Source organism: Synechococcus sp. BS55D (genome assembly GCF_004332415.1).
Classification (GTDB): domain Bacteria; phylum Cyanobacteriota; class Cyanobacteriia; order PCC-6307; family Cyanobiaceae; genus Synechococcus_C.
The window spans coordinates 568,308-583,567 of record NZ_PHQT01000001.1; the positions used below are offsets into that span (position 1 = coordinate 568,308).

The 15,260-nt window shown below is 62.8% G+C and carries 12 protein-coding genes; 9 read left to right on the top strand and 3 right to left on the bottom strand.

What is annotated here, in order from left to right; translation table 11 throughout:
* Nucleotides 1–56 precede the first annotated feature (56 nt).
* The 9 genes from CWE16_RS02740 (at nt 57) to CWE16_RS02780 (ending at nt 10,935) form a co-directional block, all read left to right on the top strand.
* On the top strand, nt 57–467 hold the full coding sequence (locus CWE16_RS02740) for a hypothetical protein (RefSeq protein ID WP_131592722.1): 411 nt from the start codon (nt 57–59) through the stop codon (nt 465–467).
* A gap of 72 nt (nt 468–539) precedes the next feature.
* Nucleotides 540–1,253, top strand: a complete 714-nt coding sequence (locus CWE16_RS02745) for a biliverdin-producing heme oxygenase (protein WP_131592724.1) — start codon at nt 540–542, stop codon at nt 1,251–1,253.
* Entirely contained in the window at nt 1,250–2,338 is a 1,089-nt protein-coding gene (locus tag CWE16_RS02750) for a glycosyltransferase (RefSeq protein WP_236629523.1), read from the top strand. The genes CWE16_RS02745 and CWE16_RS02750 overlap by 4 nt, the downstream gene beginning before the upstream one ends.
* Before the next feature lie 82 nt (nt 2,339–2,420).
* A complete protein-coding gene (locus CWE16_RS02755; RefSeq protein ID WP_131592725.1) occupies nt 2,421–4,238 on the top strand; it encodes an ABC transporter ATP-binding protein in 1,818 nt (605 codons plus the stop codon).
* Between the two features lie 6 nt (nt 4,239–4,244).
* Nucleotides 4,245–6,464, top strand: a complete 2,220-nt coding sequence (locus CWE16_RS02760; RefSeq protein ID WP_131592727.1) for a glycosyltransferase — start codon at nt 4,245–4,247, stop codon at nt 6,462–6,464.
* Nucleotides 6,464–7,627 carry a glycosyltransferase gene (locus CWE16_RS02765; RefSeq protein ID WP_131592729.1) on the top strand — a complete coding sequence of 388 codons (1,164 nt, stop codon included), beginning with the start codon at nt 6,464–6,466 and terminating at the stop codon, nt 7,625–7,627. Before CWE16_RS02760 ends, CWE16_RS02765 begins: the two co-directional genes overlap by 1 nt.
* A complete protein-coding gene (locus CWE16_RS02770; protein WP_131592731.1) occupies nt 7,620–8,906 on the top strand; it encodes a glycosyltransferase in 1,287 nt (428 codons plus the stop codon). Before CWE16_RS02765 ends, CWE16_RS02770 begins: the two co-directional genes overlap by 8 nt.
* 38 nt (nt 8,907–8,944) lie before the next feature.
* Entirely contained in the window at nt 8,945–10,060 is a 1,116-nt protein-coding gene (locus tag CWE16_RS02775; protein WP_131593027.1) for a glycosyltransferase, read from the top strand.
* Nucleotides 10,057–10,935, top strand: a complete 879-nt coding sequence (locus CWE16_RS02780; protein WP_131592733.1) for a sulfotransferase family protein — start codon at nt 10,057–10,059, stop codon at nt 10,933–10,935. The genes CWE16_RS02775 and CWE16_RS02780 overlap by 4 nt, the downstream gene beginning before the upstream one ends.
* On the opposite strand, the gene CWE16_RS02785 is transcribed toward CWE16_RS02780, so the two are convergent.
* From CWE16_RS02785 to kdsA, 3 genes are read right to left on the bottom strand one after another with little or no spacing between them, the layout of a single operon-like run.
* Nucleotides 10,884–12,755 (bottom strand): hypothetical protein, encoded by a 1,872-nt coding sequence (locus CWE16_RS02785; RefSeq protein WP_236629524.1) that lies wholly within the window; start codon nt 12,753–12,755, stop codon nt 10,884–10,886. The two genes, CWE16_RS02780 and CWE16_RS02785, sit on opposite strands and share 52 nt — an antisense overlap.
* 6 nt (nt 12,756–12,761) lie before the next feature.
* Entirely contained in the window at nt 12,762–14,390 is a 1,629-nt protein-coding gene (locus CWE16_RS02790; protein WP_236629525.1) for a hypothetical protein, read from the bottom strand.
* Entirely contained in the window at nt 14,387–15,214 is an 828-nt protein-coding gene (gene kdsA / locus CWE16_RS02795; RefSeq protein WP_236629526.1) for a 3-deoxy-8-phosphooctulonate synthase, read from the bottom strand. The genes CWE16_RS02790 and kdsA overlap by 4 nt, the downstream gene beginning before the upstream one ends.
* Nucleotides 15,215–15,260 lie beyond the last annotated feature (46 nt).

Below are 15,260 nucleotides of genomic sequence, written 5' to 3' on the forward strand. Positions count from 1 at the left end.
GGCGGCTGGCGGCGCCGAGCGGCATCCTTCACCCTGGAGACAGAGATGGCACGCGGGTGAACGCAGCGGAAGCGGTCGACAGTGTGGTGCTGGCCCAGGCTCTGGCTTCGGCCGTCACGCTGGTGCGCGATCAGTTCCCTGCGGCGACCGCCAACCTCAGCCCCTGGCGGGATGACCCCCTCACCCGTCGCTGGAGCGAGGAGGAGACCCTCGACCTCTCCTTTCACTTCCCGGGTTGGAGTCCTCGCCTGGAGTGCCGCAGTCTGTTGTTGCAGCTTCGCTTGAACAGCAACCGTGCCCTGCTGGGGGTGCTGATGCGCGGCATGACCTACGACGGCGAGCGCTGGCGGCTGGCCACTGTGGGTGATTGGCAGCCCTCTGGGCGGCATCTCCCCCAGCCGGATCGCGTGCTTCAGCTGCAACAGATCTGCCGCGATCTGCACAACCTCTTCCCAGCGGTCTCGTAACCCTTCGCAACCCTTGTTGCCGACAAGCCGGGCATGGCTTTTAAGGTTTTGCGACTGCCGACCCTTCGTTTCATGTCCGTCGCTCTTGCTGCCCAGTTGCGTGAAGGCACCAAGAAGTCGCACACCATGGCCGAGAACACCGGTTTCGTGAGCTGCTTCCTCAAAGGTGTGGTCGATAAGGGGAGTTACCGCACGCTCGTGGCTGATCTGTATTTCGTGTACAGCGCCATGGAAGAGGAGATGGCACGCCTGTCTTCCAACCCGGTGATTGCTCCGATTGCCTTTCCTGAGCTCAACCGCCGCGAGGCCCTCGAGCAGGATCTTGCCTACTACTTCGGTGCCGATTGGGCCCAGCAGCTGAAGGCCACCCCTGCTGCCCAGGCGTATGTGGAGCGGATCCGTCAGGTGGCGCAGGAGGCGCCGGAACTACTGGTGGGCCATCACTACACCCGCTATCTCGGCGACCTCTCCGGTGGGCAGATCCTCAAGACCATTGCCCAGAAGGCAATGAACCTGTCTGACAACGATGGTCTGAACTTCTATGCCTTCCCTGCCATCGAGGACGAGAAGGCCTTCAAGACCACCTACCGCGCTGCCATGGATCAGCTGCCGATCGATCAGGCGATGGCCGACCGGATCGTGGAAGAGGCCAACCATGCCTTCCACCTCAACATGAAAATGTTCCAGGAGCTTGAGGGCAATCTGGTGGCCGCGATCGGCAAGGTGCTCTTTGGCTTCCTGACCCGCCGTCAGCGGGCCGGAAGCACTGAGGCCTTGGCTGCTTGAGCCCCAGCGTCACGATCGACTCCATTCGGGTTCTGGTGCCGGGCACCGGGGCCCGTTTTCGTTGTGGCGGTTTGAGCGTGGCGTTGCAGACCGCCCGACTGCTCGGGAGGCTGCGTCCCACTGAGCTCGTCACCTACCGGGCTCGGGAAGCCAAGCATTCCTTTCTGGATGACGTGATCGCTCAAGAGGCATCTCCCGGCAAGGCACTCTGGCTGGTCAGCTGGGGTTTTGACGTGCCAGCCACCTTGAAGAAGCTGCGGGGTCGGCCGGTGCTCTATCAGGCCCACAGCAGCGGCTATGGCTTTGACCTGCCTCCAGGTGTTCCGGTGGTGGCCGTGAGTCGCAACACACTGGGTTATTGGGGCGACCGGGCACCGCGGAATCCGCTTTTTCTGGTGCCCAATGCTCTCGAACCCCAGTGGCTGGAGCGGGGCGCCCGTCCCAGGCTGATGGGCGCTGCGGGCGGACAACGCCCGATTGATGTGCTGGTGCAGCAGCGCAAGAGCAGCCCCTATGTGCTCAACACGTTGGTGCCTGCCCTGAGGGCGCGAGGACTGACGGTTGAGGTGCAGAGCGGTTGGGTGGATGATCTTGTGGCTCTGTTCAACAGTGCCAGCGTTTACCTCTACGACTCGGCCGAGTACTGGCGTGGCCGCGGGGTGAGCGAGGGCTTTGGTCTGCCCCCACTCGAAGCGCTGGCCTGCGGCTGTGTCGTGTTCAGCAGTTTCAATCACGCCCTTGCCGACACCCTGACCCCCGGAGTCAGCGCCCATCAAATCGGCCAGGGCTCCCTCAGCAATGATCTTGAGCGAATCACAGCGGCGGCAGCTGACCCCTCCGCCTGGGGCCCCGATGCTGTGACGCTGGCTGCTCTGCTGGAGGAGGTGTCGGAGGCTCGTCTGCTTGAGCGTTGGCGCAGCACACTCGAGCAGTTGCAATCCCTGCAGGTCAGCGATGCCACGGGTCTGAATCCGGCCTACAGCCTGCGCAGTCCATCCACCCGTCGCCTGCGCTGGAGCCAGCGTTTCGATCGCTTGCGCGGCAAGGTGGTCAATCGGTTGCCCGGCTGGCTGCCAAAGCCCTGAAGAACTCAGGCTGCGGTCTTTAATAAAAGCATTGCAAGAACAGGCGTCTGCCATCGAGGCAGAGTCTTCGGCACCCTCGTTCATGCCCCTGAAAAGCCAGACCTGGACTGAACTGAAGCTGCTGCTGCAGGAACTGTCGCCCAAGCGTCTGCGCTACCTCGCTCTTGTGTTGCTGGCTTCCCTGGTTCAGGGAATCATCGACATTCTTCTGGTGGGGCTGCTCGCCCGCCTCGTGGGACTTCTGGCCGGCGCGAAGCTCGGTGATCAGATCCCAGGCATTCGTTTTTTCGGTGGTGGTCTGCTCGATCAGGCCGGATGGATTGTTGCTCTGTTGATTGCGGCCTATTGGCTCGCCTCTGGCATTCGCTTTGGGGTGGCGCTGCTGGAGTCATTGCTCACAGCTGAGATCTGGTCTGACCTGGTGAATAAGGTCTACCGGAATCTGATGCTGCAGCGCTATGAGTTTTTTATGCACAAGCGCACTTCAGTGTTGTCAGAGCGCTTCAATCGCATTCTTAGTCGTGTTACCGGAGCGGTGATCACGCCCATGATTGCGATTGCAGGGAGTCTGCTATCGGTGATGGCATTGATTGTTGGTGTGGTGTTTGTGCTCGGTGGTTCGTCAATTCTTATTTTCTCTCTGCTGCTACTCGCCTATGCAATTTCTTCTAAAATTATTACTCCATATTTGCGATTAGCCGTTCGTCAAAAAAATCGCTATACCCGTCGCCTTCATATTATCTTTTCCGAGTCTATTCGCTCCATGCGCGATGTGCAGCTTTACTCATCGCATGAGTTTTTTGTCGATCGATTTTCCCGCGATGGTGTGCTTGCTAAGCGCAATGATCGACTCTCGACCCTGTTACCGAATGTTCCGCGTTTTCTGATTGAACCAGCGGGAATCACGATTCTTTTTGCTGTTGGTCTGGCTCCGGCGATGATCGCTGGTGACGGATCGAGATTAAGGGAAGCTCTGCCTGAGCTGGCCACCATTCTTGTGGTGCTGCTGCGGATCTCTGGTCCGCTGCAGTCAGTGTTTCGCAGCATCAATAAATTGCGCGGTGGCCTTCCGGAAGTCAAAGATGCGCTCGAGCTTCTGCGGATGCGGCCCGATAGGCTCTCGCTGGGAGATCCCGGAGTGCCATCGCCGGAGGGGGTGATGGCGCGTCGCTTAATTGAGCTCCACGATGTGAGCTTTAGCTACCAGGGCAGCAGTACGCCCGTGCTTGAGGGCATCAATCTTTCCATTCCTGTGGGGTCTCGGATTGCCCTCGTCGGCAAGACGGGCAGTGGCAAAACCACCATGGCTCATTTGCTGCTCGGTCTTTACACGCCCACGCTCGGTGAGTTGTTGCTTGATGGCGTTCCAGTTTCCGATGAGGAGATGCCGGCATGGCAGGCCAATTGTGCGTTTGTGCCGCAGTTGATTCGTCTTCTTGATGCCAGCGTCCGTGAAAACGTCGCCTTCTGTGAAGATCCTGATCTGATTGATGACGATCAGGTCTGGGCGGCTCTGGAGGCGGCTCAATTTGCTGATTTTGTCTCTCAGATGCCCTATGGCCTGTTCACCATGTGTGGAGAAAATGGCATGAAGCTTTCGGGTGGCCAGCGTCAGCGTCTGTCGTTGGCGAGAGCTTTTTATCGCCGCGCCAAGTTGATGGTGCTCGATGAAGCCACCAGCGCTCTCGATAACAAAACCGAACACGATGTGATGCAGGCCCTCGATCTTGTGGGACGTCGTTGCACGATGGTGGTGATTGCCCATCGCCTTTCCACCGTCAAGAAATGCGATCGCATTTATGAGGTGGACCGCGGGCGGATCATCGCCTCCGGTGACTTCCAGCGACTCACGGAAATCTCCCCCAGCTTCCGCGAGATGACCATGTTGGATGCGGTTTGAGTGTCGATGGCAGACATTGTTCTCCTGGCTACGGCTGACTGGGATCACCCCCTTTGGACGAATAAGCAGCACGTCGCCTGTGCACTCGCGGATCTGGGCCATCGCGTGCTTTACATCGACTCCCTTGGTGTTCGCGGTCCGAGGGGTGATCGCGCCGATACCGGGCGGATTCTGCGACGCCTGAGTCGTGGTCTTCGTCTGCCTCGATCCGTGCGCCCCGGCGTCTGGGTTTACTCCCCGCTCGTCTTGCCTGGAAAGACGCGCGGCCTCGCCGTTCGCCTCAACCGTTGGAGCCTTTACCTCGGCCTGCTGATCGCTGATGTCGTCCTCGATCTACGTCGGCCCCTGCTGTGGACGTTCAATCCCCAGACAGGTGAGTATCTGCGGCTTGGCAAGTTTCACGCCACCATTTATCAGTGCGTGGATCGGATCCAGGCGCAGCCAGGGATGCCAGGGGCAGAGCTGGAGCTTGCTGAGCGGCATCTCTGCAGCACCGTCAAGGTTGTGTTCACAACCTCTCCGGAGCTGCAGCATTCCTTAGCGCCGCTCAACGCCGGCACCCATGGCTTCGGCAATGTCGCTGATGCCGAGCACTTCCGGCGAGCGCTCGATCCGGGACGACCCAAGCCGTCCGATTGGCCCGTGATCAGTGGTCCGGTGCTGATCTTCATCGGCGCGATCGATGCCTACAAACTCGATTTGGCCATGTTGGAGGCGCTGGTGCGATCCAGTCCTCACTGGAATTACGTGTTCATTGGCCCAGTGGGAGAGACCGATCCGAGCACGGACATTGCGTCCTTGGACGCTTTGCCCAACGTGCACCTGTTGGGTCCGCGCTCCTACGCCACCCTGCCCGCCTACCTGGCCCAGGCCGATGTGGCCTTGCTGCCCTTGCAGCTCAATGACTACACCCGCCACATGTACCCGATGAAATTCTTCGAGTACCTCGCAGCGGGCTGTCCTGTCGTCGCGACGGCGATTCCCTCCCTGGAGGATCAGGGAGATGTCGCTTTGCTCTGTCCACCGGATGCCGAAGCCTTTGCCCAGGCGATCAGCCTCGCTTTGTCAGGGGCAGGCCCAACGCTTGAGCAACGGCTGGCCCGTGCAGAGCAGCACACCTACAAGAGCCGCACGAAAGCGATGCTCACCTGCCTTGAAAACCATGGGTTGATGCCTGCCGTTCCCCAGGCGCCGCAGGCTCCTCCTTACAACCACATCCGCAGCCAGTGGCGACGCTCCTCCCTCGCTGCCCAGTTGCGGCTTCTCTTGCTACGCGGTCTCGATCGCCTCGGGCAGGGGCGGTTGGTTCGGACTCTGCTCAGTCGCTGGGTCAGCGCTGATCCGCACAACATCCCCTTGCTGACTGAGCTCACCCAGCGCCTGCTGGAGGCCGGCGACTATGCCGAGGGTTGTCGGATGATCGAGCGGATCTGGCTCGAGGATGGTGAAGCAGACATCCTGCATCAGCTTCTGTTCCGCAGAGGATCACGTCCTGGCAGTCGCTTCGATCAGCTCTTGCTTTTTGATGTCCTTGCGGCCAGCCCTGTGCTGCCCCTGCATTATTCCGGCTATTGCTGGGTGGTGCGCACCTACCGGGCCATTGATGCCCTGGATGCGCCGGCGATGCGTCGAGGGGTGCAGGGTCTAGGGGCGATCCTCGCCAGGCTTGAAGCAGACCCCAACACCTACCGCTGTTTGAAGCCGAATCGAGAAAATCGAGCCAAGCTTTTGATCTCGAGTCAGCTCACGCGTCTACGCGCTCTTATGGCGCTTGAAGACTGGTCTGGGCTTGACCTGGCTGCCCGGGAGCTGCTGGACAGCGCCCGTCGCTATGACCCCTTCCTGATCGAGCGCAACACAGCCACTCGGATGACGCGCAACATCATGCGCAGTCTCACGGTCGCGGCAGTGATGGCCTGGCATCGGGGTGATGCCTGCGGCTTCGATGCTGTGCTGGATCAGATCAGGCGCCTGCGAGAAGCCTGTTACGCCGAACGCTTTGACCCCATTGCCAACAAAACTCAGGAGGATCACCGGGGCTTCTCCGACGCCATTCTCGAGATCCTCTCGGCCTGTCAGTGGCCGGCGGACCAGCCTGAGGCAAGGCCGGATTCTGAACAGCTCGTTGACGCGTTGCTGCTGGTGTACTTCCCCACCTTGAAGCGAGCACGCGCCGAGAAGGCGCATGACTTTTTTCGTGCCCTTGCGCTGGCTCCGGCCCTCTGATGGCCCTCCTCCGCGTTGCCTTCACCATTGATTCGCTCAAGCTCGGGGGGGCTGAGCGGGTGCTGCTCACTTGGGCGCGCTGGTGTCGTGATGCTGGTTGGCAGGTGCTGGTGATCACAAGGCAGGGAGCCGAGCGCGATGCCTATGCCCTGCCGGAGGGGGTGCAACGTCGGGTGGAACCCGGCCTCCCCCCCACGCTGGAACGATTGGGTTGGTTCGCCTTCCCATATCGCGTCTGGACCCTGCGCCGCCTTCTGCAGGAGGAGCGCTGCGAGCTGGTGGTGGGGGTGACCACGCTGCCTGCGATCAAGCTTCTGCTGGCCTGCCGCGGTCTCGCCATCCGCACGCTGGTGTCGGAACGCAACTACCCACCTGCCAAACCCCCCGCCTTGCCATGGCGCTGGTTGCGTCGTCTCACTTACCCCCGTGCCGACCTGCACCTGGTCCAGACCGACACCACGGGCCGATGGCTCAGTCGGCATTGCGCGGTGCGTCGCCAGCTGCTGCTGCCCAATCCGGTGGTCTGGCCCCTGCCGGATCGTGAGCCTGTGCTGGATCCTGAGCTCTGGATCAAGCCGGAACAGCCCTTGCTCCTGGCGGTGGGGACCAAGGCCCATCAGAAGGGGTTCGATCGGCTGATCCCGGTCTTCGCTGCCTTGGCCCGTCGGGATCCCACCCTGCATCTGGCCCTGCCAGGCCTGGCGCCAGGCTTGTATCACGGTCTTGATCAGCAGGCATGGTTGCGGGAGCTGCTGGGTCCCGACCCCGATCTGCAGCGCCGCCTTCTGCTGCCTGGCGTTTGCGGTTCCATGGCCCGTTGGTATGAACGGGCGACCGTCTTTGTCTTGCCCTCCCGCTTTGAGGGTTTCCCCAATGTGCTGCTCGAGGCGATGGCGGCTGGCTGTGCCTGCATCGCCAGCGACTGTCTCACCGGGCCTCGCGATTTGATCTGCGATGGCGATAACGGTGTGTTGTTACCAGCGGAGGCCAGTGGTTCCGATTGGATCGCAGCCGTGGGGGATCTGCTGGGCGATCCCGACCGCCGCCGTCGTTTCGGCGAGCGGGCAGCTGCGGTGCGTGAGGGTTTTGCAGAACAACGCCTCCGCCATGATTTTCTGGAGGCGTTGAGCAGCCTGCAGCGGAGCAGCCTCCACCATGGATGATCTCTGGGTCGTGCTTCCCCATTTCGGTGCCGGTGGAGCCCAGAAGGTGGGTCTCCTCGCTGCAGAGCATTTCGCGGCTCAGGGTCTCAAGGTCAGCGTGCTCTCCCTGCGTCACGGACATCCGATCAAACATGCGTTGCCAGATGGTGTTCGCGCGTTTGACCTCGGTCCCGATGTGCAGCATCCCTGGCTTGCTGACGTGCACAATCGCTCCCTGCCGGCGCGTGGCCGACGGTTCTTCGTTGCCCAGGTGCTGCGCTTGCAGCGGGCAGGTGTTCTCTTGCTGTTTGCTTTCTGCTGGCCCTGGATCGCCCGTCGGATGCGTCCAGATCTGCAAGGCCTGGTGACTCGTTTCATGGCCAGCGCCATGCCATGGCTCGCTGGCTCTCGGTTCGTGCGCTTGCGTCAGGAGCTGTTGGAGCAGCGTCCGAAACGGGTGCTGGCCCTGCTCACCAAAACCAACATCCTCTGCTGCGCTGCACTCTGGGATCAGCCGGTGCACCTGGTGGTGTCGGAGCGGAACGATCCCCGTCGCCAGAAGTTGGATCGACTCTGGAGTTGCCTGCGCCGCCTGTATTACCGCCGAGCCGATGTGGTGACAGCCAACACCGAAGGTGTGCTTGAAGCCCTCCAAGCGATGGGGAGTTGGCAACGCTTGGATCTGCTGCCTAACCCCCTCCCGGGTGGGCTGCATCTCCAGGGGAGCGCTGGGTCTGGCCAGGGCGAGCTGGAGGTCGCCAGCCGTGAACTGGAGGTGCTGGCGGTGGCACGGCTGGTGCCCCAGAAGGGGCTGGATCTGCTGATCCGAGCCTTCGCCTCCCTACCAGAGCCGGTTCGTGCCGGTTGGCGCCTCGTGCTGGTGGGTGATGGTCCAAAGCGCAGTGCGCTCAAGGCACTCGTGCAGCAGAAGGGCATCGGTGATCAGGTGGCCTTCGAAGGGTTCCAGGCGAACCCGCTTCGCTACATGCAGCGGGCCTCGATCTTTGCACTGCCCTCTCGCTTTGAAGGCATGCCCAATGCCTTGCTGGAGGCGATGGCCTCTGGACTGCCCTCCGTGGTGAGTGATGCGTCGCCGGGCCCCTTGGAGATGGTCTGCGATGGCCGTCAGGGGCTGGTGGTGCCCAACGAGAACGTGGACGCTTTCGCGATGGCCCTGGAGCGTTTGATGGTGGACGAGTGTCTGCGCCTGCGGCTTGGGGCGGCAGCCCAGGACACCCTGCGCGCTCTCGACTGGGATGTGGTGGAGCCCCACTGGCGCTCGGTGCTGGCACTGCCGTGAGCATCGGCATCCCTGTGACGGCTCACCATCGGCTGCTGATGCTGGCGCCCACCCGACGCGCCGCCAGCGAGACCTTCATCCGCGCCAACCTGGAGGCTTTGCCCTTCCAGGTCACGGCCTGTTTCGGGGACGAATATCCCCTGGGTCGTCCCCTTGCCCTGGCCTATGGCCTGGCGATTGTGCTCAGCAAGCTGCTCACCCGCTTGCATCTGTTGCGTCTCGCGGGGATGCCCGCTGCGCTCGTGACTTGGCTGCTGATTCGCTGGAAGCGCCCTGAAGCGGTGCTGGTGGACTTCGGGTTTGAGGCGGTGCGGGTGATGGAGGCCTGCGCCTGGACCGGCGTTCCACTGGTGGTGCATTTCCGCGGATCGGACGCATCAGCCCGCGGCCGCCTTGGTTTGCTGAGGGGCCGCTACCGGCGGCTGCTGGCGATCGCCGCTGGGGTGGTGGTGAAATCACGGCCGATGGCCGAAACGCTCCTGGCCCTGGGTGCTCGCCCGGAGCGGTTGTTGATCAGTCCCTCGGGAGCTAATGCCCGGCTGTTCCATGGCAGCCATCCGGCCGCGATGCCACCGGTGTTGCTGGCGGTGGGGCGCTTCGTGGCCAAGAAGGGGCCTTTGCACACAATCCGTGCCTTTGCGCTGGTGTGTGAGGCCCTGGGCGCTGCAATGCCGACTTTGGCGCTCTGGATGGTGGGCGAGGGTCCGCTGCTGAGCGAGGCTCGTGCCCTGGTGCGGTCGTTGGACCTCGAGGGGCGAGTGCAGTTCCTCGGCGTCCGCGGGCAGGACGATGTGGCGCAGCTGATGCGGCAGGTGCGGGGCTTTGTGCAGCACTCCCTTGTGGCACCTGATGGCGATAGCGAAGGCAATCCAGTGGCGGTGATGGAGGCTCAGCTCAGTGGCCTGCCGGTGGTGGCCACGCGCCATGCCGGCATTCCTGAGGTGGTGCTCGATGGCGAGAGCGGCCTGTTGGTGGAGGAGGGGGATGAGCAGGCGATGGCCAAGGCGATCACGCGCCTGGTGGTCGATCCAGCCCTGGCGGCACGTCTGGGAGACTGCGGTCGACGCCGCATCCAGGAGGGGTTCACGATCGACCACCACCTCCGCCAGCTCTCCGACCTGCTGCTGCAGGTGATGACGGAGGTTGAGCCATGAGCCGCAGACTTCTGCTGATCCGCGGCCTCGGCCATAGCGGCACCACGATTCTCGACTTGGCCCTCGGGGCCCATCCCCAGGTGGTGGGTCTGGGGGAAGCCGTCAGGATCCTGGCGACACCGGGTGCTGGTGAGGAGAAGCGCGGGCCGGCTCAGCTGCGCGGTGATCTGCGTTTTCAGCGCCGCTGCACCTGCGGAGCGCTCGCCGCCGACTGTGCGGTCTGGGGGCCGCTGCTTGCTTGGCTTCCCGCCCATGAAGCTCAGCCCTTGGCCGACAAGATGCAGCATCTGCTGACGTCCCTGGAGGCAGCCACTGAGGCAGCGCCCACCTGGGTCGTGGATTCCTACCAGGGGGATTTCGTCTTGCCCTTTGATCAGGATGACGAGCTCGAGATTCGCATCCTGCATCTCACCCGCGACGTGCGTTCGTGGGTCCATTCCCGTTCCCGGGATGGGCGTCAGCGGGGCCAGTGGCTTCCTGGCCTGAAACCGCTGCTGCGCTGGTGCCGGATCAATGCCCGCCATGAGCGCTGGTTGCGCCGCTGTGGCAAGCCTGTGTTCCGGCTGGGTTATGAGGAGCTGGCCCTGCGGCCGGAGACAAGCCTGCGCCGCCTTTGCGCCTGGCTGGAGATCCCATTCGATCAGCGGATGCTGGCACCCGCCAGCCATAGCAGCAGCCACGTGCTCGCTGGCAATCGGGTGCGTTTTGATCCGGAGCGCAGCGCTTCGATCCGTTACGACGGCGCCTGGATGGCAGCCCCTGCAGGTTTGGCCCAGCTGGCCCTGGCCCTGCCTTGGGTGGCGGCCCTCAACCGCCGGCTTGTTTATTCCGCCACGGAGGATCCAGCGGGAGCCGACTTGCCAGCACCTCGGTAGCGGAAGATGCGTCCGCTGCCGCCTGGCTTAGCGCGATACACCTGGTCATAGCGATCGAGTTCCGCACCGAGAAAATCGAGATTGCCTCGGTCGATGCTGATCAGCACATCACCAGGTTTGGGGGTGTAGGTCTCCCCAGGGCGGATGCCATCGACCGTGGTGTAGGTGCCGGTCTCGGGATCGAGAAAGATGAGGCGATCCACCTTGAAGCGATCCAGGTGACGTTTTCGTCGAAACCAGGATTTGGTGAAAATCAGATTCACCTCCTCCCCCCGACGCTTCGCTTCCGTTGTGAGGTCTTCGATCTTGTTGAAGGTTTTCAGCCAGGAGTGCTGTTTCGCTTTGATCGCACTGACCCGTTCGACGAAGCCATCCCCCCGCTGATGTTCAACGCCGAGCAGGCCAGCGCTGGCGGTCACGGCCACCAGACCCAGGGCTGCAGGTGACGAGAGGCGTTGGCTGAGGGCGGGAGCGATCCAGGCACACCAGGCGAAGCTCAGATCGAGCACCGTCACCAGCTGCACCGGCAGGCTCATGTAGCTGCTGCCCTCATAGCCAACGGCTGCGTAGAGCGCTGCCATGTATACGAGGGCCGCAGCATTGAGCCCATCGAGCAGGTTCGCCCCGCAGCGCCGACTGCTGATCAGGGCGATGCGCAGGCCGATGAAGGCGAACAGGATCCAGCAGCGCAGATCCCCGAGGAACCGGAAGCCGTCATCGGAGCCATAGGCCTGCTTGCCGTGATAGAGGCTGGGTAGATAGCTCAGGTAGGTGTAAGCCAGGGCAAACACCACCAACAGGCTGATCAGCCAGAGCTCGAGGCTGTAGCTGCGCAGCCAGTTGCGCAGTCGTTGGCGGCTCAGCTGGCCGCCTGGAAAGGCCGGGTAGCGCTCCAGTCGTCCAGCCGCCCCAGCCACCAGGGTGAAGGCGGCGGGGGTGATGAACAACAGCACGCCGATGTCCTTGAAGAACAGCCCCACCAGGGCGAACAGCAGGCTGAAGCACCAGGCCTGGCGATGGCCTGATTCTTGGTAGCGGCAATAGAAGAAAGCGAAGGCCACGAAGCAGAGCGTGAGCATCCGCTCGGCATAGATCAGTTGGAAGAATCCGAAGCCCGTGCCGGGTGCGAACAACAACAGCAGGCTGACGAGCAACAGCAGATGCCGGGGGGCCTGACGGGGCAGCAGCCCGCGCACGATGCGAGTGGCCAGCACCACGATCGTGAACAGTTCGGCAGCACTCACCAGCATCCACACCTTCACGTAGGGGGTGAACCAGCTGAGAACGTGCAGGTCCTGATGGGCGAGCGGGAAGAAGCGGTAGTCATTGCGGAGCATGGTCTCCGCGATGAATTCGTAGCGGACCGAAAAGTTGTCGAGCAGGTGGTGATCCAGGATTCCGTCGTACCAGCCCACCAGTTCCGGGTAGAGCCAGCTGGTGCCGTTCACCATCGCCACCGTGTAGCCGATCCAGAGGATCAGCACCAGGGGATGCTCACGCGAGAACGTCAACAGCCGCTGCCCCCACATCCCCCGTTTGGGGGATGCCGACTGCTCAGCTCCCGGCTGATCGTTGGCGCGCAGTCCTAACCAGAGCAGCACCAGCACGGCGATGGCCAGGAGGGCCAGAGCGATGTCGTGGGAGGTGCGGTTGTAAACGTAGAGCAGTTTTTCGCCCGCTTCACTGCGGGGAGAAGGCAGCCAGTCTTGGGCTTGCTGAAGCCATAGCCAGCTGCTGAAGGCACCCATCCCCAGAGCAGCGGCCAGGACCGTCAGCGGCACCCAGGGTTGGATGCGCCGTGAGATTGACTGCAGAGACATGCAAACTCAGCGATGGCGGAAGATCCGCCCAGCACGTTTTGTCGCGCTGTGGCGGTAGATCTCCGCGAAGGCCTCGCCATCCTGCCCGAGGTCGCTGCGTTCACGTTTGTCGATCGTCAGTAGAAAATCCCCCGCCTGGGGGATGTAAGGCTCTCCCTGGTCGATGCCCTCCACCACGGTGTAGGTCTTGCGCTGGCGGTGGTACTCGATCAGACGATCCACCGCCAGTGGCTTGAGGCTGTGTTGATTGAAATAGGAGCGCATGAAAATCACGTTCACAGGCTCCCCCTTCTCCCGGCTTTCGCGGCTGAGTGTTGCCATGGCATCGAAGGTTTCGCGCCACCGGAGCTGGGTGGTCTTGATCGTGTGAACGCGTTTGCTGAAGCTGTCGGAGCCACGCTGCTCGAGGCCAATCACCAGGAGGCTGGCGGCCACCCCCAGGCTGGTGACCGCTGCTGAACCTGGGCGGCCTCTGAGCTGGGGAACCAGCCAGTGGCACCAGATGAAGCCGAGATCCATCACTGTGACCAGCTGCACCGGCAAGGTCCAGAAGCTGGCGTAGGGGTAGCCGACGCTGGCCCAGAGGGCCGCGGCATAGGCGATGGCTGCCAGGTTGAGCCCATCCAGCAGGTCCGTGCGCCGCTGCTTGCGCAGCAGCGGCAGCAGGCGCAGGCCGTTGAAGCTCACCAGGGTGATGAGGCGCCAGTCGGTGTCCAGGCTCCAGCGCCCGTCGCCGCTGAATGGACTGGCCTGGGCGTAGAGGCTGGGCAGCAGGCTGAGCACCAGATAGGAACAGACCACCACCGGAATCAGAGCGATCAGGGCGGTCTCCTGCGACCGCCAGCGGCGTTGCTCCGGGTGGGTGAACCAGCGCAGCAGGGCTGGTGTCACGAACAGCAGCAGGGCGATGTCTTTCACAAACACCCCCAACAGGGCGAAGGCCAGGGTGAGCGCCCCCGTGCGTCGACTGGAGCATTGCTGGAATCGCCAGTAGCAGAACGCATAGCCAGCGAACAGGGCTGTGAGCAGCCGTTCGCAGTAGATCAGTTGGAAAAAGCCCCAGCCGGTGGCCGGTGCGAACAGAAACAGCAGCGCCATGGCGAGTATCAGCCCCGGCACCTGGGGAGGCGCTGCCATCTCTTGCACCATGCGCGCACTGAGCACCACGATCGCCACCAGTTCAGCGGCGCTCACCAGCATCCACACCTTCACGTAGGGGGTGAACCAGCTGAGGAGGTGCAGGTCCTGGTGGGCGAGCGGGAAGAAGCGGAAGCTGTTGCGCTGCATCGTTTCAGCGATGAAGCGCTCCTGCAGCTGCGGCTGATCGATCAGTGGGCTGTGGATGAATCCCTGATAGAGGTCGGGCAGCTCCGGGTAAAACCAACTGGTGCCCTGCACCATCGCCACTGTGTAGACGACAAAGACGACCGTGACCACCGGGTGACGCCGGATCCACAGCAAGATCCGGCGGTGGGGGGGTAAATCTGCCGGAGCCGTGGCCTCATGGTCCTGAGCAGCGATCACCAGCAGGGCGATCACAGCCAGCCCCACCAGAGACAGCACAAGTGCGTGGCTGATCTGGTTGTAAGCCAGCAGCCACTGTTTGCCGGCTTCGCTACCGGCGGTGGGGATCAAAGCGTGCTGACGGCCGGCTGGTCGCCGACGGCGGCACGGATCGCCACCACCTGGGCTAGCAGTGCTTCCAGGCGATGGAGAGGAACCATGTTCGGGCCATCGCTCAGGCCCTTGTCTGGGTCAGGGTGCACCTCCATGAACAGGCCATCCACGCCAACCGCCGCTGCGGCCCTCGCCAGAGGCGCCACGAATTCCCGTTGGCCGCCGCTGCTGCTGCCTCGTCCGCCCGGTTGTTGGACGGAATGGGTGGCATCAAAGATCACCGGGCAGCCGAGGGCCTGCATCTGAGGAAGGCTGCGGTAGTCCACCACCAGGGTGTTGTAACCAAAGCTGCTGCCCCGTTCGGTCAGCCAGAGGCGACCGCTGGCGGGATCGAGCCCGGCCTCGGCCATCTTGTTGACGACCTGGGCCATGTCCCAGGGGGCGAGGAACTGTCCCTTCTTGACGTTCACCACCTTGTCGCTTTCTGCCACAGCCGCGGCTGCGGCGAGGAGCAAATCGGTCTGACGGCAGAGGAAGGCGGGGATCTGAAGCACATCCACCACCTCGGCCACGGCCGCGGCCTGGCTGGATTCATGGATGTCGGTGAGCACCGGCAGGCCGAATTGCTGCTTCACCTCCGCCAGGATCGCCAGACCCCCCTCCACGCCGGGGCCGCGGAAGGAGTGGCCGGAGCTGCGATTCGCCTTGTCGAAGCTGGCCTTGAAGATGTAACGGATGCCCAGGCGCTCGCAGATGCTTTGCACCTGACTGGCAACCTCCAGCACGAGTTCGCGGCTTTCGATCACGCAGGGGCCGGCGATCAGGGTCAGGGGTGCGGTCACGGCCAGTGGCTGAGCTGCCCCGATCATCGGACAGGGCCGCCGTAAC